Here is a 22,548-nt window from a genome sequence, read left to right on the forward strand (position 1 = left end):
CGGGCCACTCCGCACAGCAAACCGCAAGGCGCCGTCGGAGTGGCTTTTCCGCTAGAAGGGAGAGAGAGCGATGAGTCAAGAGTCGCCCATGTTGCAAATGTCGGGGATCTGCAAAAGGTTCCCGGGCGTCACGGCGTTGTCGGACGTCCGTTTTCGCTTGTTTCCGGGGGAAGTTCACGCGCTCATGGGAGAGAACGGAGCGGGGAAGTCCACGTTGATCAAGGTGCTGACCGGCGTATATTCCATCGACGAAGGAACCGTTACGCTGGATGGCCGTCCGATCGCCGTCCGCAGCCCGCTGGAAGCGCAGAGCATCGGAATCAGCACCGTTTACCAGGAAGTGAACCTGTGCCCGAATTTGACGGTCGCGGAAAACATCTTCATCGGCCGCGAGCCCCGCTCGTTCGGCCGCATCCGCTGGAAAGAAATGAACCGCAAAGCGCAAGCGCTCCTTCGGGAACGCCTCCATCTGGACATCGACGTGACGCTGCCGCTGCAGGATTACTCGGTCGCGGTGCAGCAGCTCGTCGCGATCGCGAGGGCTTTGAACGTCGACGCGAAGGTGCTGATCCTGGACGAACCGACGTCCAGCCTGGACCGCAGCGAAGTCGAGCAATTGTTCCGCATCATGCGGAAGCTGAAAAGCGACGGCCTGGCCATTCTGTTCGTCACGCATTTCCTGGACCAGGTTTACGACATTTCCGATCGAATAACCATTCTCCGCAACGGGGAATTCGTCGGGGAGTACCGCGCGGATGAACTCCCCCGCATAGAGCTGGTCAGCAAAATGATCGGCAAGGAGCTCGAGCTGCTGGAGCGTCTTCCGAAAGAGGCGGGCGGACCCGGCAAGGAGGCGGCTACGATCGCGGAGGCCAGCGGACTTGGGCGCAAGGGCTCGATCGAGCCGTTCGATCTCGCGATTCGCCGCGGGGAGGTCGTCGGATTGGCCGGGCTTCTGGGCTCGGGCCGGACCGAGGTCGCCCGCCTGTTCTTCGGCGCGGACCGTCCCGACCAAGGGAAGCTGACGCTGCCGGAATCCGGAGGCGCTGCGGGTTCCCCCCGGCAGGCGCTGGAAAACGGAATCGCGTTCTGCTCCGAAAACCGCAAAACAGAAGGCATCATCGAAGACTTGACCGTGCGCGAGAACATCATCCTCGCCATCCAGGCTTCCCGGGGCTGGTTCAAGCGGATTTCCCGCCGGCGCCAGGAAGAGATCGCGGATGAGTATATTCGGCTGCTCAACATTAACCCGCCGAACCCGGAGGCGCTGATCAAGAATTTGAGCGGAGGCAACCAGCAGAAGGTCATTTTGGCCCGCTGGCTGCTGACGAAGCCCAAGCTGCTGATCCTGGACGAACCGACCCGGGGCATCGACGTCGGGGCGAAAGCGGAAATCCAGAAGCTCGTCATGTCTTTGTCCGAGCAAGGGATGGCCGTGCTGTTCATCTCCTCGGAGCTGGAGGAGGTTCTGCGCGTGAGCGACCGCATCGCCGTATTGCGCGATCGCCGCGTCGTAAAGGAAATCGCGGAACCGGACATCAACCAGAATAACGTCATGCAGGCGATCGCGGGAGGGTGACGACATTGAATCGACTATACAGGCATCATTTGTTCTGGCCGCTGGCCGTGCTGGCGGCGCTGCTGCTGTTTAACCTGCTGTATTCCCCGGACTTCTTCAATCTTGTCGTGAGGAACGGGCATTTGTACGGAAGCCTGATCGACATCCTGAACTTCGGCGCGCCGCTCATGCTGGTGGCGATCGGCATGACGCTCGTCATCGCGACCAAGGGCATCGACTTGTCCGTCGGCTCGATCGTGGCCATCGCGGGCGCGCAGGCGTGCCTCACGATCAGCAAAGGCGCCGACCAGAACGCGTGGGGCGTCGTGCTCTCGGCGATCGGGCTGGCGATCGGACTTTCTCTCGTGCTTGGTGCGTGGAACGGATTCCTCGTCTCCGCGACCGGTATCCAGCCGATCATCGCGACGCTTATTCTCATGGTCGCGGGACGCGGCATCGCTCAGTTGATCACGAGCGGGCAAATCATCACCATCTCAAGCGATCGATACGGGTACATCGGGATCGGTTCCCTCGCCGCGCTTCCTTTCTCGATCTTCGTCGTCGCGGCCGTGTTCCTTCTCGTTTCTCTGCTGATCCGCCGGACCGCGCTCGGCCTGTTCATCGAGTCGGTCGGCTGCAATCCCCGGGCGAGCCGGCTCATCGGCATCCGCTCCCGCCTGGTCCTCGTCACGGTGTACGTGTTCAGCGGATTGTGCGCGGGCGTCGCCGGCCTTATCCTCAGCTCCAACGTCGCGAGCGCCGACGGCAACAACGCCGGCCTGTGGTATGAGCTCGACGCCATCCTCGCGGTCGTCATCGGGGGGACGTCCCTCAACGGAGGACGGTTCTATCTCGCCGGAACGGTGGTCGGAGCGCTGATCATCCAGACGCTCACGACGACGATCTACATGATCGGCGTTCCGCCCGAAATCACGCTCGTCGTGAAAGCGTTCGTCGTGCTCGCCGTCTGCCTGATCCAGTCCGAATCGTTCCGCAAGAAAATCGTGCAGCGCTGGAAGACGAGACGTTATCCGGCCGAAAGGGAGGTGGCCCGCCATGTTTAACCGCAAATACCTGCCCATCCTCGTGACGTTCGGGCTGTTCGCGTTCCTTTTCGCGGCAGGCTCTTTCCGGTACACCGGCTTCTTCTCCTTCCAGGTGTTCCTGAACCTGCTGATCGATAACGCGTTCCTGCTCATCACCGCGGTCGGCATGACCTTCGTCATCCTCTCGGGCGGCATCGATCTGTCGGTCGGCTCGGTCATCGCGCTGACGACGATGATTTCCGCGAGCCTCGTCCAGGAGCACGGATGGCCGCCGGGCGCGGTCATTCCGCTCGTGCTCGTCCTGGGATCGGGCTTCGGCTGGCTGATGGGGGCGATCATCCACTATTTCAAGATCCAGCCGTTCATCGTGACGCTGGCCGGGATGTTCCTCGCCAGGGGGCTTTGTTACGTCATCAGCATCGATACGATCACGATCGATAACGCGTTTTATACCAAGGTCGCCCAGACGAAAATCCACCTGTGGAGCGGAACGAGCATTTCGATCAGCGTCATCATCGCGCTGGCCGTCGTCGCCGTCGCTCTGTACCTCGCGCATTATACGAGGTTCGGACGCAGCGTCTATGCGATCGGCGGCAGCGAGCAATCCGCGCTGCTGATGGGACTTCCCGTCGCCCGCACGCAGATCCTCATTTATACGCTCAGCGGTTTTTGTTCCTCGCTCGCCGGCGTCGTATTCACCTTCTACATGCTGTCCGGCTACGGCTTGCACGCGGTCGGAATGGAGCTGGACACGATCGCGGCGGTCGTCATCGGGGGGACGCTCCTGACGGGAGGAGTCGGGTTCGTCGCCGGCACGGTCTTCGGGGTGCTGATCCAGGGCCTGATCCAGACGATCATCAGCTTCGAAGGCACGCTGAGCTCTTGGTGGACCAAAATCGTCATCGGCATGCTGCTCTTCTTGTTCATCCTGCTGCAGCGGCTGTTGAGCGCTAGACGGCAATCGGTTAAAGCCTGACGACGAATGTGGCTTAAATCGCGATGGGAGGCACCGCACGATGGAATGGAAAACGTTGGCCCGCAGTTTCGCACGTTCGCCTTCTCGATCGATCGGGACGAAGGTATTTCTGCTGTTTTTCTGTTTCGTGTGCCTCTCCGTCGCGTCGCTGGGCGTGTTCTCCTTCACCACGGCGCGATCCGCCATGATGGCGCAGACGGAGTCGAACTCCGGCCAAGCGATCGTGCTGGCGGGAGAGAAGCTGGACATGAAGCAGCAGTTTTATCTCGATCTGACGGGGCAGTTGATCAAAAACAGCGAATTCGTGGATAATCTCTTCCAATTCGCCAACGCTTCGACGATGCCGGCGGGCGAGCTGGATAACCGTATCGCGGCGGTACGCGATCTGCTGGACCAGTTGATCCTGTCGGACCCGCGGATCCGGGACATGACCTTGTATTCCTTGGAGGATGCCGTCCCTCCGATCAGCACCGACCGTGAAAACACCGCTTGGGACGAGAACGCTGCTTGGGTCCGGAAGGTCAAGGACGGCAACGGCCGACCGATCTGGCTGCCGATCGAAGACCGGGGTTACCGGGGGAACTCCCCGAAGCCGGTATTCGCCTACGGCCGGATGATCGGCAAGATGAACACCGGCTCCAGCGACTACGTGCTCCTGGTCCAAATCGAAGCTTCCGTGCTGGAAAGCATGATCGGCGGCGTCCGGATAAGTCCGTCCGCGGAAACCGCGCTGTTCGGGGAAGACGGCAAGCCGCTGATCAGCACGCTCGGCGCTGCCGGCCTGTCTTCACTGCAAGTTTCAGCCGGTCAAGATGAAGAAGGCCAAACGGAGCGCAGGGACGACCGGTTCTTCGCGTACCGCAAATCGCCGGTGACCGGATGGACGCTCGCCGGCATCGCCCCGCTGAAGGAGTTGACCGGAGCCACCGACCGGATCCGGACGACGACCTATGCCGCCATCGGCGTCAGCGTGCTGCTCGCGCTGATTGCCGGAATCTGGCTCGTCGCGATGATCGGATCGCCGCTGGGCAAGCTCGAGAGCCTGATGGGGCAAGCCGCCGGCGGAGATTTGCGCGGCAGGCTCCGGCACCGCGGCAAGGACGAGATCGGAAGGGTGGCGGAAGCCTATAATCGGATGATGGAGCAGATCGCCCATCTCATCCGGGAGACCCGCTCTACCGTCGACGAGGTCGCCGCGTCCAGCGGAGAACTGGCGGGCGTCGCAAGCCAAACCGCGGATTCTTCCGCCGAAATCCACCTGGCGAGCGAACAAATCGCGACGGGCGCGGTGGAGTTGGCCGCGAACGCCGAGAGGACCAGCGTCCGGGTGGACGAACTGGGCCAATGCCTGGCCGAGGTGTTGGTCCAGCAGGATAAGATGGCGGCTGCCGCTCGGGAAGCCTTCGAGTCGTGCCGCATCGGAAGCCGCGACGTCGAGGAATTGCTGCGCAAATCCGACCTGGCGGAGATCCGGCTGCGTCAGGCAGGCGGGCGCGTGAACGGCTTGGCGCAAAGCGCCGCTTCCATTCGGGAGCTGCTCGGGTTCATGACTCAGATGGCCAAGCAGACGACCATCCTCTCGCTGAATGCCTCGATCGAAGCGACCAGAGCCGGGGCCGCCGGCGCGGGCTTCAAAGTCATCGCGGAAGAAATCCGTCGGCTTGCAGACCGCTCGAATGCCTCGATCGCCCACGCCGAAGAGCTGATCGAGGCGATCCGAAGCGAGGTGGACGGCACGGCGGACACGATGGCCGACGCGCTCCCGTTCTTCGGGGATATGGCGGAGGGCGTCCACGAGGTTCACCGGCATTTCACGAACGTCCGGGGGAGCATGGATCATATGTTGGAGCTGACGAATGCGGTGACTGGCGCCGTGCGCGAGCTGGAATACACCCAAAACGCGCTCTCGATGGCCATGCAGGAGGTATCCGCCGTATCGGAGGAGTCGTCCGCCTCGTCCGAACAAGTGGCTTCGCTTTGTTCCGTACAAATGAAGGTCGGGGAAAGCCTGCTGGAAATTTCGAACGGAATGAAGGAAGTTTCAGGCAGGCTGGAGAATCAAATGACGAGCTTTATCGTTTGATCATGCGACATACGGAACACGGAGGCGAGGACACGGCATGTTCAGATCCAGAATGATAGCCGTCGGCTTGATCTATCTTCTCACGATAGCGATCGGCAGCGGCTGCATGTCGGCGGGAAGTTCCCGGGACCCCACGGCGTCGGCCGCGGGGACGGCGGTACCCCGCGAAATCCAAACCGCTCCGCCCGACGACAGCGGCAAGCTGGGAAGACCGATCGTCCTCGGATTTTCCCAGCTCGGCTCGGAAAGCGATTGGCGCCGGGCGAACACGAAATCGATCCAGGAAGCGGCGGCCGAAGCGGGCATGACCCTCACGCTGGAAAACGCCGAGCAATCCCAAGAGAAACAGATCGAAGCGATCCGTTCCTTCATCAAGAGCAAGGTCGACGTCATCGCTTTCGCGCCCGTCATCCAATCCGGATGGGAACCGATCCTGAAGGAAGCGAAGCAGGCCGGCATTCCCGTCATCCTGACGGACCGCGCGGTCGACGTTCAAGACTCCTCGCTGTACGTCACGTTCATCGGGTCGGACTTTTACGAAGAAGGGGTCAAGGCGGGCAAATACCTGCTCGACAAGATGCGCGACAAGCCCGGTCCCGTCCGCATCGTCGAGCTGGCCGGGACGGTCGGTTCCTCCCCTTCGATCGATCGGGGGCAAGGCTTCCGCGATACGATAGCCTCGCGGCCGGAGCTCACGATCGTGCGCAGCGCGCCGGCGGACTTCACCTTCGAAAAAGGGAAAACGGTCATGGCGGATTTCCTGCGCAAGGAGAAAGAGCCTCCGCAGGTGCTGTTCGCCCATAACGACGACATGGCGTTGGGCGCCATCGAAGCCATTGAGGAAGCAGGGCTGAAGCCGGGCAAAGACATCGTCATCATTTCCGTCGACGGCACCCGCAAGGCGTTCGAGATGATGGCGAAAGGCAAAATCAACAGCGTCGTCGAGTGCAATCCGCTGCTCGGTCCGATGATCATGCAGGCGGCCAAGGAAATCATGCAGGGCCGTACGCTGCCCAAACGGATCGCGCCGCCGGAGAGCGTGTTCACGGAAGAGATGGCGGCCAAAGAAGTGGATAACCGGAAATATTAATGGCGCAGGGCCTTCCGTAACGGGAAGGCCCTGTTGCCTCTCTTAACGCGTTCTAAAGATTCTACTGTTTTCCAAAAAAAATTACTCCCTCGGGGTGACGGAATTTATATTATGATTGTTTTGACAGCGTTTTCATGACGAAGGTGGGAGAACGATGGCTACTTTGTTATTAGTCGATGACGAACCTCGCCAAGTCCGGTCCCTTGCCGCCATCATCGGCAGGCAGCGGCCGGCGTACCGCGTGCTGGAAGCGACGGACGCCGAATCCGCGTGGGACATCATCGAAGCGGAACACGTGGACGCGGTGCTGACGGACATCCGGATGCCCGAGGTAGACGGACTGACGTTGATCGAAAGGATCGTCCGCCGCAAGCCGCATATCAAAACGGTGCTGATCAGCGGATACGGCCAATTCGACTACGCGAAGCAGGCGATCGAGCACCGGGTCGTGGAATATTTGGTCAAGCCGATCGGCTTGCCGGAAATCGACCGCATGCTGGTGAAGCTGGACGAACTGTTCACGGCCGAAACCTCCTTGAAACAATCTTTCTCGGTTTACGCGGAACATTTGTGGAACTCGCTGATTTCCGGATCGTTGAACGACAGCCAGCGGCAGGAACTCGAATCCCGGATTCCGACCGCCGGGGCGGGAATCGCCATGGTATTCGATCCCGGAGTCGGCTCACCGGAGGAGTCTACGCAACGTAAAATGAACGAACTGCTGTCCGCTATGGGACCCTCTGCGATTTTCCGCGATACGGCATCCGGCAGCTTAGTCTCGTTCGCGTGGTTGGATCGCCCGCTTGCCGCCAGACCATCCGAGACGGTGAGCAAGGTCGTCCGGCTGTTCGAAAAGCTGCGGGCGGACGGGATGGAGGATGCAGCGCTCGGCGTCAGTACGATCCGGGCCGATTTGTCCCGAAATCTCAAAGCCGCCTACGACGAAGCGGTGCTGGCCTTGCGTCATCGCTTCTACGCGCACGGTGAACCGATTCTGTGGGCAACCGACGTTCGGCCGTTTACGGGAACCGTTAAGCCGGCCTCCCAAGAGTTGGCCGAGCCGTTGACGCTCGCGGTGAAAGCCGGGGACCGCAAGCGGGCGATGGAGCTGATCCGCTCGTTCTTTCAAGCGGGGGAAACCCCTCCCTATCCGGATCCGGAGAGGCTGAAAGAGGAGCTGAACCTGATCTTGTGGCAGCTGACAGAAGGGCTTCGGCATAGGGTCCCGCCTGAAACGAAAGAGCTGTCGTTTGCCGAAAACAAGAGCCTGCTTGCGGCTTGCGGGGATTACCAGGAATTGCGATACCGATTCAAGAAGCTGGTCGATGGGTGGCTTGAGCTCGCGGGCAAGGCGCACCAGGACAAGAACGGCATTCTCGTCCTTCAGTGCCAAGCTTATCTGCAGCAGCATTACAAGGAAGAGATTTCGCTGGAGTCCGTCGCGGCGATGTTCCACTTTAATCCTTCGTATTTCAGCAACCTGTTCAAAAGCAAAGCCGGCGTCAACTTCTCCGAATATCTGATCGACCTGCGGATTCGCGAAGCGAAGGCGATCCTGGACAACGGCGAACACAAAATCGCCGACGTCTCGGCGATGGTCGGGTTCCGCGACGCGGCCTATTTCAACAAGATGTTCAAGCGCAAAACCGGGATTTCCCCGAACGCCTATCGCCAAATGAACGGAAGAAAATAAATGAAGCGCATCCTCCAAGCGGTGAAGGAAAGCCGCCTCCACACCAAGCTGCTCAGCACGTATATTTTCCTGCTCGCCGTCACGATCCTCGTGCTTAGCTTCAGCGATTACCAGCTCAGCCGCCGTACCGTTCTAGAGATGGCGAAGAAGGACGTCTTCACGATCGTGAAGAAGAACAACGAAATCCTGGACGCGAAATTTTCCCGGATCCGGGAAATGATTTACGGATTCACCGAGGACGCAGACTTCTATGATGCCTTTTCCCATTTGCACCCGGCCAACCGGACGGAAGTGCTGACGGCCGACCTTCGCATCAAGGGAATTCTGGACAAATATTTCGCCCAGTCCCAAGACCTGTATTCCGTGCAGGTCGCGACCTCCTATTTCATCTTCGGGACGGCTTCGTCCGCGAACAGCGAGCACGCCAAAAACTTCATCCCGATGCAGGGCTTCTCGGACACCGAAATCAGCCGGATCGCCCGCCGCGGCTCGGGAAAAACGGAATGGGTGCCGACGTACGATTTCGCCGAGATGTATCGGGTTCCTTATTTGAAGGACATGGATTACGACTACAAATACTTGTTTTCCGCAGTTTCGATGATTCAAGGCACTTACTTCAAAGGTACTTTCCGCGCCTATTCGGACATGCAGGATAAGCCGATCCTGATCCTTAACTTCAAGGACTCGCTTTTCTCGGGCGTGTTCGCCGGGAGCATTCCGGTCAGCGGCAGCACGTATTTCGTCGTGGACGGTACGGGGCGGGTCGTCTCCCATCCCGACCGCAGCCTTCTGGCCAAGCCTATCGATCTTCCCGCGCTGCAGGAGTTAATGAATACGAAAAACGGCGTCAGGATGCTGGACATCGGGGGGAAGAAGCAAGTCGTCGCCTTCTCGCGCTCCGAAATTACCGGGTGGCTGAGCCTCGCCGTCATCCCGCCGGGAGAGCTGCTGGAACCCGTCATTCGTCAATACGTCCGCAACCTGATCGTTTCGGTGGGTCTGATCACCCTTTTGTTCATCAGCCTGTCTTTTTTCCTGTCCCGTACGATCACGCTTCCTTTAAGGAACATGATCCGGGCTTTCGTGAATACGGGGGAAGGGCGGTTCGACACCCGTTTCGAGGAAACCGGCAGCTACGAGTTCAAAGTGCTGATGAAGAAGTACAACGACATGAACGAAAACATCCGCAAGCTGATCCAGGAAAATTACGAGACTCACATCCGCGAGCAAGAAGCCGAGATCAAAGCGCTGAATTTGCAGCTGGATCCCCATTTCATGTACAACACGCTGAACATGGTGAGCCTGATGTCGCTGGAGAAAGGGGAGAGCGAGATCAGCGAAGTTGTCGTCAGCCTCAGCAACATGCTCAAGCACATGGTGAAAACGGAGGCCGCCGTCGTCCGGTTCAAGGATGACCTCACTTATTTGGAAGGTTACGTGACGATCATGAGCAAGCGGTTCGAGGGGGCGATCCGGGTGGAATACGAGATCGACCCCGGCATGCTGGAGGACGAGGTTCCGAAGTTTTTCCTCCAGCCGATCGTCGAGAACGCGTTCGTTCACGGCTTCAAGCGGCTGAAAAAAGACGGTGTCCTGCGGATTTCCTGCTATGAAAATGGGGACCGCCGCGTATTTCGGATCGAAGACAACGGAAGCGGCATGGATAACGCCAAGCGCGTCGACCTTCTCCAAGGAGAGCGCCATGTCGGGTTGTCCAACGTGAACCGGAGAATCCGGATTCTGTACGGGGAGCCGTACGGCTTGACCATTGAATCCGCTCCCGGGGAGGGCACCGCGGTGTCCGTGACGCTGCCGTTGTCCGGAAGGCTGGGAGGGACGGCATGAACCGAACAAGAGGGATGGCGGCGGGAGCGCTGGTTACGTTGATCGTCGTTTCATTGCTGATCTGGCGCTGGCCTTCGGGCGGATCGGATCCGGCGGCATCGGACAAGGTGCCGCGGGACCCGGTTACGCTCAGATTCACCTATTGGGGATCGGTCGAGGAGAAGAAGGCGATCGAGAGCACGCTGGCCCGTTTTCATCAAGAATACCCCTGGATTACGGTCGAACCGATCCAGCTTCCGAACTCCGATTACAACACGAAGATGCTGGCATTGTCTTCTTCCAACGAGGAGCCCGATCTGGCTTACATGACGACGGAGCTCGGGGAAATTTTCGCGAGGCAGGACAAGTTTTTGAACCTGTTCGATTTTCTGGGCCGGGACCCGGATTTGAAAAAAGAAGATTTTCTGGACTATCTCTGGTATAAGTCGTCGCCCGACTTCGCTTGGGGCATCAGCACCGCGGCCGAATGCTTCGGCCTGTATTACCGGAAAGATTTGCTGGAGAAGGCCGGCGTGCCGATTCCTCCCGCGCAGGCGGAGAATGCCTGGAGCTGGGAGCAGTTCGTGGAAGCCGCCAAGCGGCTGACGCTGGACAGCCAGGGCCGGAACGCACTGGATCCGGCGTTCGATAAAGACCGTATCGCCCGGTACGGCATCATGTTCGAAACCTGGTCGGATCCGCTGAACAACTTCGTATTCGGCAACGGAGGGGATTGGGTGAGCGCCGACCGCTCCCGGTTCACGCTGAATTCCGATGAAGCGGCGCAGGCGATTCAGAAGCTGGCGGACTTGGCGAACGTCTACCATGTCGCGCCGTCTCCTTATGAATCGAAGTCGCTGCCGGCCATGAACGTCGCTTTGCAGGCGGGCCTTGCGGCCATGATCATCGACGGCCAATGGATCAATCTCGATCTGGGCAAGGCCAAGGTGGATTACGACATCGGCGTCCTCCCGAAGCTGAAACGCAGCGTAACGGTCGGATTGAGCGGGGCGACGGTGCTGTTCCGTTCCTCCAAGCATCCGGAGGAGGCATGGCTGCTGTACAAGTGGCTGGCCGATCCGAACAAGGCGATCAATTTGTATACGGACGGTCTCTGGATGCCCGTATTCAAAAAGTGGTACACCGATCCCGCACTCGTCGACCGATGGGTGAACGCCAATCCGCGCGCCCATCCGCCGGGGTTCAAGGACGCCATGATGAAGCAATTGCTCGAGAACGGAATGCCCAGCGTCGGCTACTATCTTCAGAACCAAATGGAGACTTTCCCCGAGGTGACGGCGGGGCTCATCCCGGTCTGGCAAGGGGAAGTCAGCGCCAAAACGGCTCTAGGCAGCATTGCGGAAAAGGTAAACCGCTTAAACGTACAAAAATAGTCGAAGAATCAAAAATAACTGCAATTCCGGCCCTCCTTCGATTCGGTATAGTGAACATGCGATCGGTGAAAGCGTTTCAATCGGACGCGAAGCCGACGCCTACTACACCAATCGATGGAGGGTCTTTGGCATGAAAAAGTGGTCTATCGCAACGGCTGCGCTGCTCATTCTGGCCTTGCTGCTCGCGGCATGCGGCGGAGGCAAGAATGAAGCGGCGCCATCCCCGCAAAGCTCGGCTTCCGCGGCAAGCGGCGGCGATTCGCAAGGCGGAAAGCAAGAGCAAGTCACCTTGAAGTTCATGGGTTGGGAAGTCAGCCCGCTCGAAACCGAAAGCGTCAAAAAGGGTTTGGATCTCTTCATGAAAGAAAACCCGAATATCAAGGTCGAATACACGACGATTCCGGGCGGCACGCAATACGTCGCCAAAATGCAGGCGCTCGTGCTCGGCAATGAAGCGCCGGACGTGTTCTTCCTGCAAAGCGACTACTACCGCGATTTCGTGAAGCGGAAAAGCTTGCTCGACATCACCGACCGGGTGAACAACGAAGGCGTGGCGGACGACTTGATCGATTCCGCGGTCAAGCTCAGCACGGTGGACAACAAGTATTACGGCATCGAGGCCTGTATCGTGGCGCCGGTCGTCTACTACAACAAGGATCTCTTCGACAAAGCCGGAGTCGCATATCCTCCGACCGATCCGAATAAAGCTTGGACCTGGCAAGAGTTCGCGGACGCCGCGAAGAAACTGACCGTGAAGAACGGCAGCAAAGTGGACCAATACGGCGTGTATGGCCTGGAAAACTACTACATGACGATCGCGGAAATCATGAGCAACGGCGGCAACTGGTTCTCGGAAGACTTGAAGAAATCCGCGGCCAACACGCCGGAAGTGAAAGAGGTTCTCCAAGCGATCGCCGATCTCCGCAAGAAAGACGGCGTCAGCCCGGAAGCGAAGCTGCTGACGAACAGCGGGATGAGCCCGGCGCAAATGCTGCAAACGGGCAAAATCGCGATGCTCGTGGACGGTTCGTGGTCGCTGCAGGAGCTGTCCCACATGAACTTCAAAGTCGGCATGGGGGTCCTTCCTAAGTTTAAAGACGCGGTCACGCACGGCCAAGCTCACCTTCACGTTGCTTCCGCCAATACGAAACATCCGGAAGAAGCTTGGAAGCTGATCAAGTTCCTGTCTTCCGAAGAATACCAGCTTCAAAACGTAAAGGCCGGCCTGTGGCTGCCGAACCACAAATCGCTGTACACCGAAGAAGGCATCCAGAAATGGCTGACGGCGGGCGTGCATCCGGACGGGTTTAAGGACATGATCCCGTATTTCACTTCTTCCAAACCGTACCCGTACGCCTTGCTCAGCAGCCAGAAAATCCAGGAAGACACGACGGCGGAGCTCGATAAGTTCTTCATCGGCAACCAGTCGGTCGACGATACGGTCAAAAATATCGAAACGCTGGCCAACAAAGACATCGCCGCCAATTCATAATCAGAAAAAAGAGCGCCCGGGAAGGCTGAAGGCCTTCCCGGGTCCGCTGCCGGGGTGAGACCATGAAAACGCGAACTTCCGTGCTCTACAAGGATGGCTTCTGGGCCTTCCTCATGCTGCTGCCCAACATTGTCGGGTTCTTGATGTTCTTGCTCCTGCCGGTACTGGCTACGTTCGTGATCAGCTTCTCCGGGTGGAATTTGACGGATTCGTTCCAATTCAACGGGTTTCGGAATTACAAGGAACTGTTTCAGGATCCCGTGTTCCCGCAAGTGCTCGGCAATACGTTTTACTTTACGCTGGTCAGCGTGCCGGTCGGCATCGTGCTTTCCTTGCTGCTGGCCGTGTTCCTGAACCAAAAGCTGAACCTCATGCGGTTCTACCGGGCGGCTTTCTTCATTCCGGTCATTAGCTCGATGGTCGCCGTCGGCGTCATCTGGCAATGGATCTACAATCCCGAATTCGGATTGCTCAACTATGCCTTGTCTTGGTTCGGCATCGACGGCCCCGCCTGGCTCACCAGCACCCATTGGGCGATGCCGGCCATTATCATAACGAGCATATGGAAAAGCCTCGGCTTCAACATGCTGATCTTTCTCGCCGGCCTTCAATCCATCTCCGAATCCTACTACGAAGCCGCCGACATTGACGGAGCGAGTTGGTTCTCCAAGTTCCGCAACATCACCGTTCCGCTGTTGTCCCCGACGACTTTCTTCGTCACGGTCATGTCGGTGATCAACTCGTTCCAGGTGTTCGATACGGTTTACTTGATGACGCAAGGCGGTCCGGCGAGAACCACCTCCGTGCTGGTCTTCTACATCTTCCAGAACGCTTTCCAGTATTTCCGCATGGGGTATGCGAGCGCGATGGCCTACGTTCTGTTCTTCATCGTGCTGATCGTCACTTTCGTCCAGTTCTGGAGGCAGAAAAAATGGAGTATCTACTAAGGAGGAGGACGAGATGAAACCGCGCTACTGGATGAAACCGGCGGCCCACGCCATCCTTCTTCTGGGCTCCGCCGTCATGCTGTTCCCTTTTATATGGTCGCTTTGTACCTCCCTGAAAAATTTGAACGAGGTGTTTACGTATCCGCCTAAGTTCCTGGGGGAGCACCTGAAATTCTCCAATTATTTGCATATGACCGATCGTTTCCCGTTTGATCTGTTCTTCTTCAACACTCTCAAAATCACGGTGATCGTCGTCGTCTTCCAGCTCGTGACGAGTTCGATGGCCGGTTATGTGTTCGCGAGGCTGCGGTTCCGTTTCCGCGACGGGCTGTTCGGCCTGTACTTGGCGACGCTCATGGTGCCGGCCCAAGTCACGATGATTCCGACGTTCCTGCTCATGAAATTTTACGGGCTGCTCGATACCCATTGGTCGTTGATTTTGCCCGGGCTCGTATCGGCTTTCGGCACCTTCCTGCTTCGCCAGTTTTTCTCGACGATACCCGGCGCGCTGGAAGAGGCGGCTAAAATCGACGGCTGCACGCCTTTCGGCATCTATTGGCGAATCTTCGTTCCGCTGTCCAAGCCCGCGCTTGCGACGCTTGGCATCTTCATTACGATGGGAACGTGGAACGACTTCGTGAATCCCCTCGTGTTCTTGAGCTCCATGAAGAAAATGACGCTGACGCTCGGCCTGGCCAACATGCAAGGGTTGTACTCGACGGATTGGCCGGGCTTGATGGCCGCGACCGTCATTACGGTATTGCCGATATTGATCGTGTTTTTGCTCGCGCAAGACTTATTCGTTCGGGGCGTTACGTTATCCGGGCTGAAGGGCGAATAGGGAAAATCTATCCGGTTTGGAGTGAGTACGACGATGAGTCAACAGCGAAGCTCGGTCCTATCCCTCAAGGGCGTCCGCATACAGGACCCGTTCTGGTCCGAATACATCCGTCTCGTTCGGGACGTCGTCGTCCCTTATCAGTGGGACGCCTTGAACGACCGGGTTCCCGGCGCGGAGCCGAGCCGTGCCATTCGGAATTTCAAAATCGCGGCCGGGGAAGAGACCGGAGAGTTCTACGGCATGGTGTTTCAGGACAGCGACGTGGCCAAATGGCTGGAAGCGGTCGGTTATTTGCTGCAAACCGAGCCGGATCCGGATCTGGAGCAAGTGGCCGACGCCGTCATCGATCTGATCGCGAAAGCGCAGCGCGAAGACGGGTACGTGAACACGTATTACCTGCTCAAGGAGCCGGGCAGGGAGTGGACCAACCTGTCCGAGTGCCATGAGCTTTACACGGCCGGGCACCTGATCGAAGGCGCTGTCGCCTATTATCAAGCGACGGGCAAACGCAAAATCCTGGACGCGGTTTGCCGGCTCGCGGACCATATCGACTCCGTCTTCGGCCCCGAACCGGATAAAATTCGGGGATACGACGGGCATCAGGAAATCGAACTCGCGCTGGTCAAGCTGTACCATGCCACGGGGGAGGCGCGCTATTTGCGGCTGAGCCGCTTTTTCCTCGACGAACGGGGCCGGGAGCCGCATTTTTACGATCGGGAATACGAACGCCGCGGCCGCACGAACCATTGGGGTTCCGATTTCATGATCACGAAACGCTCCTACAGCCAAGCGCACGCTCCGATCCGTGAACAAGAGAGCGCGGAAGGGCATTCCGTTCGACTCGTTTACATGTGCGCCGCCATGGCCGACATTGCGGCAGAGACCGGAGACGAGGGATTGCTGGAAGCGTGCCGCCGATTATGGAAAAGCATCGTCACGAGACGAATGTACGTAACGGGCGGCATCGGCTCGATGGCTCAGGAGGAATCGTTCACGCTCGACTACGATCTGCCGAGCGATACCGCTTATGCGGAAACGTGCGCTTCCATCGGGCTCATCTTCTTCGCCCAACGTATGCTGAATATTGAACCGGACAGCCGCTACGCCGACGTCATGGAACGCGCTTTGTACAATACGGTGCTCGGCGGCATGTCCAAGGACGGCAGGCACTTCTTCTACGTGAATCCGCTGGAGCTTTGGCCGGACGCCTGCGGGAAAAACCATGCGTACGACCATGTCAAACCGGTTCGCCAAGGCTGGTTCGGATGCGCGTGCTGCCCGCCGAACGTCGCCCGTCTGCTGGCTTCGCTCGGACAGTATTTGTATACCGTGAAGGATCGGTCGGTTAATGCGCACTTGTACGTGGGCGGAGAAGCCGATATCGAGGTCGGCGGACAGAGGATTCGGTTCAAACAGCAGTCCGAACTTCCTTGGGAAGGGCGCGTGAGGTTCGAGTTGGAGGTCGAGTCCGAGTCCGACTTTACGTTGGCCTTGCGGATTCCGGAATGGAGCGGGGCTGCGGTCATCCGCCTGAACGGCGAGCTATATGACGCCGAGACGGCGAACGGGTATGCCTTGATCCGCAGATGGTGGAAGAGCGGCGATCAAGTCGAGCTCGTGCTGCCCATGGACGTCCTCCGGATCAAAGGCCATCCGCTGCTGCGGGATACCGTCGGCAAAACGGCCCTTCAGCGCGGCCCCCTCGTGTATTGCTTGGAAGAGGCGGATAACGGGAAAAACCTGCAGGGACTGTTCCTCCCGAGCCGAAGCGAGGCGATAAGCGAATTCGACCCGAATACGCTCGGAGGCGTGCAGGTCATCCGCATGGATGCCCAGCGCCTTTCGGAGAAGGACTGGGGAGAGGAGCTCTACCGGCGGGATGCCGATACAAGCTTCGAGCCGGCGGCGCTGACGTTCGTTCCTTATTACGCTTGGGCGAACCGCGGCGTCGGCGAAATGGCGGTCTGGGTCAAAGAGAAGGCTTAAATCGATTGCGAGCAACGAAGGGACAATCCGGTCGGTGACGACCGGGTTGTTTTTGTTTATGAAATCGAAAAATCGGATCGAAAATTGCAAATGACTTCATCGGGAATCGTGGTTATGATGAAAGGGGATACAAGTTGCGCGCGATGCATCACGGGAGGCGAGCCGGTGAGAAGACCGATGTATGGGATCGTTTACGGACTGTTCACGGTCCTATTTCTGATATTCGTATGGTATTACGGCATCCGGGACGATCGGCAAGGCGATTGGAACCAGACGCCGACCGGCCTCGCGGGGGATATCGAAGAAAAATACGTGATGGTCACGTTCCAATCGGGTCTCGACTATTGGCGCACGATCATGAAAGGGTTCGAAGACGCGGCCCAATCCCTGAACGTATCCGTGGAGTTCCGCGGGGCGACGCAATACGACCCGAACGAGGAGATCACGGTGCTCGAGCAGGTCATCGCCCGTAAACCCGCCGGCATTGCCATTACCGCCATCAACTCGGAGGCCCTGAACCTTTCCATCGCCAAAGCGATCAAAGCGGGGATTCCGGTCGTCCTTTTCGATTCCGGCGCGCCGAAGAGCGCGGCCTATTCCTTTCTCGGAACGGACAATTATAACGCCGGCATGCAAGCCGCCAGGGAAATGGGCCGGCTGCTCGGCGGCAGAGGCAAAGTCGCGGTCATCACCCAGCCGAGCCAGTTGAATCATGAAGAACGGACCAACGGGTTCAAGGAGACGCTACGCCAAGAGTTTCCCTCCATGGAAATCGTGCAGGTGGCGGACGGCAAAGGCGATATCCAAGCTTCGGAACGCGCGGCCGAGGCGATACTCGCGAAATACCCGGACGTCGGCGGGTTTTTCGCCACGCAGGCGAACGGAGGCGTCGGGATCGGCCAAGCCCTGAAGGACCGCGGTATTGCCGGCCGCATCGCTTTGATCGGCTTCGATACGGACAAAGGGACGCTCGACATGGTCAAAGACGGAACCATTAACGCCACGCTGGCCCAAGGCACGTGGAACATGGGGTACTGGTCGCTCATGGAGCTGTTCCACCATCATCACAATTTGGTGCAGCCGGGCAACGAGGACCTGCAAGGGAACCATTCGCTTCCTCCCTACATCGACACCGGCATCACGGTCGTCACCAAAGCGAACGTCGATCAGTATTACGCCAAATAACGGAATAAGGGGAGCGAACCGATGCACAAGATGCCCATCCCGACGAAGCGCTCCTACTTTTCGCGATGGCTCCCGGGAAACCTGCCGATCCGCAGCAAGCTGCTCATGCATTTTCTGCTCATTACCATCCTGCCTTCCCTCGCGCTCGGCATTTTGACCGACTTGGTCGTCAACCGGGTCATCGAAAGGCAGATGAACGCCAATACGCTGCAGCTGATCTCGAAAGTCAACCGGACGCTCGAATTTTACGCCGACAACGTGCAGAACACGACCTATTTGATTTCGGGCAACGCCCAAATCCAGAAGTTCCTTCACGGCGATCATCTTCCGAGGGAAGCGAGGAACGAAGCCCTTGATTTCCTAAGGGGCTTCTCCACGCTTCAGACGGAGATCGCCGGTATCATGCTGGTCAACAGCAAGGGAGAATCGCTCAGCAACGACATGTACGGAAGATCGTCGACGGACCTGACCTTGGAGAATTGGTACCAGGAAGCGGTAAGCGGCAAAGGGATCTTCCAGATGATCGGCCATCCTTACGGACGCAGCGTCACGACGCATGCCAATTACAAGGAGGCCGAAGTCGTATCGGCCGTCCGCGCCGTGCTCGACCCGGACACCCAACGGGTGCTGGGCGTCGTGTTGATCGATTTGAAGCTGCGGGTGATCGTCGAAACGGCCAAAGACGTGAGGCTCGGGAAGACGGGCATGCTGTTCGTGCTGGATGAGCATGGCGAGCCCATTTACGTTCCGAAACAACTCGGCTTCGAAACGATTCCGCTCGGTTGGATGGACGGTCAGTCTTCGGGCAATTTCGTGCAAACGGTCAACGGACGCAAGCTGCAGTTCATTTTTCTGAAATCCCCGTTTACGAAGTGGTCGACGATCGGAGCGTTCTCCACTTCGGAAGCTGCGCCTGAAATCAAACAGATCCGACTCTATGTGGCGGCTTTCGTATTCGGCGTCTGCATCCTGGGCATTACGGCCTCATTCGCGCTGTCGCAAGGCATTTCCCGTCCGATTCACCGGTTGATGGCTTTCATGCAGCGGGCGGAATCCGGAGATTTGACCACGCGGTACTGGGGAGGAGGCATGGACGAGGTAGGCATGCTGGGACGCAGCTTTAACAGCATGCTGACGAAAATCCATGACCTGATGTCCCTGACCGAGCGGCAAGAAAAGCAGAAGCGGGAAGCCGAGCTGCGGATCCTGCAGGCGCAGATCAAACCGCATTTCCTCTATAACACGTTGGACACAATCCACTGGATGTCACGGAAAAGGGGAGCCGCCGACGTCGCGGAAATGGTGGAAGCGTTGTCGAAGCTTTTCCGCATCGGCCTCAGCAAAGGCAGCGAGTTCATTCCGCTCGCCGAAGAATTCGATCACGTCCGCAGCTATTTGCAAATTCAACAAATGCGGTACAAGGACAAGCTGCTGTTCGAGCTGGAATTGGATCCGCAAATCGCGCATGTTCCCGTGCTCAAAGTGATTCTGCAGCCGATCGTCGAGAACGCCATCTACCATGGCATCAAGGAGCGCAGGGGGATCGGCCGCATTCTCGTGAAGGGAAGCGAATGGGACGGGCGGATCGTTCTTTCCGTCACGGACGACGGCGTCGGCATGGACGACCGGAAGCTGGCGGCCATGCGAGACAAATTGGCAAGCGCGATGGAGAGCGATTCCGGCTTCGGCAGCTCCGGCTCCGGTTACGGCTTGACCAACGTGCAGTCCCGCCTTCTGCTCACTTACGGCAAGCCGGAATACGGCATCCAGATCGACAGCCGTCCCGGTTTCGGGACGACCGTCACGATCGCTTATCCCATGCAGGAGGTGAATTGACCGATGAACGAAAAGCCTTGGAAAGTCGTCATCGCCGACGATGAACCGATCATCCGCGAAGGAATCCGGGAGGCCGTCGATTGGAGATGGCTCCGCATGGAAGTCGTCGCGGAAGCGGAGGACGGGGAGGAGGCGTTGGAGCATGCGCTTCGCCACTCCGCCGACCTGGTGCTGGCCGACTTGAACATGCCGATCATGAACGGGATGGATCTCATCCGGGAATTAAAGGATCGGCTGCCCGATTGCCGGATCGTGATCGTGACCGGACATGACGAGTTCGGGTACGCGCAGCAAGCCATCCGTTTCGGCGTGGACGAGTACATCCTGAAGCCCGCGAAGCCGGAACAGCTGATGGCCGTCATGGAGAAAATCGCGCTCGACCTGGAACGGTCGAGGGAGCAGGAGAAACATCTTCAGCTGGCCTCGAGGCAGATCCGCAAAAACATTCCGCTCCTGCGGGAACGGTTTTGCAACGAATGGATCGAGGAAGCCGTCGGCCGGGAGGAAGTGCTGGAGCAGCTCAAATTTCTCGATCTGCCGGGAGAGCCGCCGGGCTTGTTCGGCATTCTTCGCTGGCCGGAGGCGGACCTCGGGCCGACCGTACGCTCCGAACGCGACCGGCAATTGATGCTGTTCGCCACGGAGAATATAGCGGACGAGATCCTTGGCGAGTTTCCGCACGTGCTTTTTCGGGATCCGCTCGGTTTCCTGTGCGCGATCGTGTGGAATGCGACCGATCCGGCTCTGTTCGCTGGGCTGGAGAAAGCGGTCATTCACTACTTGAAGCTGCAAGCCGTGACGCATGCGGAGCCGATCGAACACGGATTCGACGGGATTTCCGCGGCTTACCGCAAAGCCCGCAGCGGCGTCTATAAAGAAGCCGCGGTATCGCCGCTTCTGCGCAGGGCGCGGCATTACGTGCTGGAGCACTACCCGGACTCGCGGCTGTCGCTGGAGGAAACGGCGCAGACGATCGGCGTTTCTTCCGTTTATTTAAGCCGGCTTTTCAAACAGGAGATGGGGACGACCTTCGTGTCTTTATTGACGCAGACGCGCATCTCCAAAGCCATTCAACTGCTGAATACGACGAGCTTAAGCATGGCGGATATCGCGGAAGCGGTCGGGTACGAGTCGCAGCATTACTTCAGCACAGCGTTCAAAAAAGCGGTCGGCGTCTCTCCCATTCGGTATCGGAAGGGCGAATTGTCGGAGGCGGAATAGGTCAGGAACGGCAGCGCAAAGCTGCAATCAAACACCTCGCGGATGGCCGCGGGGTGTTTTTTCATGCATCGAAACCTCGCCGAAGGAAAGTTAAATTTTCGAAAAAAGTTGTTCTTTTCTTCGAAAGACGCTTTTCCGGGCGGATGGTACATTGAGTCCAGACCATTGAAAGGGGAGTTCAATACATGAAAAAGTTTTCGATTCTCGCTCTTCTGCTCGCGTTTGTCGTCGTCTTGGCGGCATGCGGCGGCAAAAACGACGGCGGCTCGGCCGCATCATCGGACAGCGGTTCGTCCGCTTCCGCAAGCCCTTCCGCCAGCGCGCCCGCGTCCGGCGGGGACAAAGGTACGATCGGCATCGCGATGCCGACGAAATCTTCGGAGCGCTGGGTGAACGACGGCGCCAACATGGTGAAGCAATTCGAAGCGCTCGGCTACAAGACGGACCTCCAATACGGGGAAGACGTCGTGGAGAACCAGGTATCCCAGATCGAGAACATGATAACGAAAGGCGTGAAGCTGCTCGTCATCGCCTCGATCGACGGTGAAGCGCTGACGGACGTGCTGCAGAAGGCGCATGACGCGAATATCCCGGTCATCGCATACGACCGCCTGATCAAGAAAAGCGAATACGTGGACTACTACGCCACGTTCGATAACTTCAAAGTCGGCGTCCTTCAAGCCTCTTACATCGAAGAAAAGCTCGGTTTGAAAGACGGCAAAGGCCCGTTCAACATCGAACTGTTCGCCGGGTCTCCGGACGACAACAACGCTTACTTCTTCTTCGACGGTGCCATGAGCGTGCTCAAGCCCTATATGGACAGCGGCAAGCTGGTCGTCAAATCCGGCCAAACGAAATTCGATCAGGCCGCCACGCTGCGTTGGGACGGCGGCGTCGCCCAATCCCGCATGGATAACCTGCTTTCGGCCAACTACTCTTCCGCTAAAGTGGACGCGGTCTTGTCTCCGTACGACGGCATCAGCATCGGCATCCTGTCCTCGCTGAAAGGCGTAGGCTACGGCTCCGGCGACAAACCGCTGCCGATCATCACGGGCCAAGACGCCGAGCTCGCTTCGGTGAAGTCGATCATCGCCGGCGAGCAGACGCAGACGGTGTTCAAGGACACCCGCGAACTGGCCAAAGTGGCCGTCGGTATGGCGGACGCCATGCTGAACGGCAAAAAGCCGGAAGTGAACGACGAGAAGACGTACAACAACGGAGTGAAAGTCGTTCCTTCTTACCTGCTCGTTCCCGTATCCGTCGATAAGAGCAATTACAAGCAAGCGCTCGTCGACACCGGCTACTACACCGAAGATCAATTGAAATAAGCCGCGAGAAAGCCGCAATGAGCCGAATGATTTCGCGATGGCTGCCGC

Annotated in this window: 16 protein-coding genes; all 16 read left to right on the forward strand. The window is 58.3% G+C overall.

Annotation, left to right across the window (positions count from 1 at the left end; all coding sequences use genetic code 11):
• Positions 1–70: 70 nt before the first annotated feature.
• The 16 genes from EAV92_RS02730 (at position 71) to chvE (ending at position 22,500) form a co-directional block, all read left to right on the forward strand.
• Complete coding sequence (locus EAV92_RS02730; protein ID WP_123039654.1) at positions 71–1,579, forward strand: sugar ABC transporter ATP-binding protein; 1,509 nt, start codon at positions 71–73, stop codon at positions 1,577–1,579.
• Positions 1,580–1,584: 5 nt separating this feature from the next.
• Complete coding sequence (locus EAV92_RS02735) at positions 1,585–2,622, forward strand: ABC transporter permease (RefSeq protein ID WP_206424274.1); 1,038 nt, start codon at positions 1,585–1,587, stop codon at positions 2,620–2,622.
• Positions 2,615–3,580, forward strand: coding sequence for a galactofuranose ABC transporter, permease protein YjfF (gene yjfF, locus EAV92_RS02740; RefSeq protein ID WP_123039656.1), 966 nt, complete (start codon positions 2,615–2,617; stop codon positions 3,578–3,580). Before EAV92_RS02735 ends, yjfF begins: the two co-directional genes overlap by 8 nt.
• A gap of 40 nt (positions 3,581–3,620) precedes the next feature.
• Positions 3,621–5,663 (forward strand): methyl-accepting chemotaxis protein, encoded by a 2,043-nt coding sequence (locus tag EAV92_RS02745; RefSeq protein WP_123039657.1) that lies wholly within the window; start codon positions 3,621–3,623, stop codon positions 5,661–5,663.
• 37 nt (positions 5,664–5,700) lie between these two features.
• Positions 5,701–6,753, forward strand: a complete 1,053-nt coding sequence (locus EAV92_RS02750) for an ABC transporter substrate-binding protein (RefSeq protein ID WP_241158411.1) — start codon at positions 5,701–5,703, stop codon at positions 6,751–6,753.
• 154 nt (positions 6,754–6,907) lie between these two features.
• The gene (locus EAV92_RS02755; protein ID WP_123039658.1) at positions 6,908–8,446 is read left to right on the forward strand and encodes a response regulator transcription factor; all 1,539 of its coding nucleotides are present in this window, start codon (positions 6,908–6,910) and stop codon (positions 8,444–8,446) included.
• On the forward strand, positions 8,447–10,291 hold the full coding sequence (locus EAV92_RS02760; protein WP_123039659.1) for a sensor histidine kinase: 1,845 nt from the start codon (positions 8,447–8,449) through the stop codon (positions 10,289–10,291).
• Entirely contained in the window at positions 10,288–11,664 is a 1,377-nt protein-coding gene (locus EAV92_RS02765) for an ABC transporter substrate-binding protein (protein WP_123039660.1), read from the forward strand. The genes EAV92_RS02760 and EAV92_RS02765 overlap by 4 nt, the downstream gene beginning before the upstream one ends.
• Before the next feature lie 130 nt (positions 11,665–11,794).
• Positions 11,795–13,156 (forward strand): ABC transporter substrate-binding protein, encoded by a 1,362-nt coding sequence (locus EAV92_RS02770; protein ID WP_123039661.1) that lies wholly within the window; start codon positions 11,795–11,797, stop codon positions 13,154–13,156.
• Positions 13,157–13,218: 62 nt separating this feature from the next.
• On the forward strand, positions 13,219–14,103 hold the full coding sequence (locus EAV92_RS02775) for a carbohydrate ABC transporter permease (protein WP_123039662.1): 885 nt from the start codon (positions 13,219–13,221) through the stop codon (positions 14,101–14,103).
• 13 nt (positions 14,104–14,116) lie between these two features.
• On the forward strand, positions 14,117–14,944 hold the full coding sequence (locus EAV92_RS02780; protein WP_123039663.1) for a carbohydrate ABC transporter permease: 828 nt from the start codon (positions 14,117–14,119) through the stop codon (positions 14,942–14,944).
• A gap of 33 nt (positions 14,945–14,977) precedes the next feature.
• Complete coding sequence (locus tag EAV92_RS02785; RefSeq protein WP_123039664.1) at positions 14,978–16,930, forward strand: glycoside hydrolase family 127 protein; 1,953 nt, start codon at positions 14,978–14,980, stop codon at positions 16,928–16,930.
• Positions 16,931–17,107: 177 nt separating this feature from the next.
• Positions 17,108–18,115, forward strand: a complete 1,008-nt coding sequence (locus EAV92_RS02790) for a substrate-binding domain-containing protein (RefSeq protein WP_123039665.1) — start codon at positions 17,108–17,110, stop codon at positions 18,113–18,115.
• A gap of 21 nt (positions 18,116–18,136) precedes the next feature.
• The gene (locus EAV92_RS02795) at positions 18,137–19,951 is read left to right on the forward strand and encodes a cache domain-containing sensor histidine kinase (RefSeq protein WP_241158413.1); all 1,815 of its coding nucleotides are present in this window, start codon (positions 18,137–18,139) and stop codon (positions 19,949–19,951) included.
• 3 nt (positions 19,952–19,954) lie between these two features.
• Positions 19,955–21,172 carry a response regulator gene (locus EAV92_RS02800; protein ID WP_123039666.1) on the forward strand — a complete coding sequence of 406 codons (1,218 nt, stop codon included), beginning with the start codon at positions 19,955–19,957 and terminating at the stop codon, positions 21,170–21,172.
• A 185-nt stretch (positions 21,173–21,357) separates the two neighbouring features.
• Positions 21,358–22,500 (forward strand): multiple monosaccharide ABC transporter substrate-binding protein, encoded by a 1,143-nt coding sequence (gene chvE, locus EAV92_RS02805; protein ID WP_123039667.1) that lies wholly within the window; start codon positions 21,358–21,360, stop codon positions 22,498–22,500.
• The last annotated feature ends 48 nt before the right edge of the window (positions 22,501–22,548 follow it).

Source organism: Cohnella candidum (assembly GCF_003713065.1).
GTDB classification, from domain to species: Bacteria; Bacillota; Bacilli; order Paenibacillales; family Paenibacillaceae; genus Cohnella; species Cohnella candidum.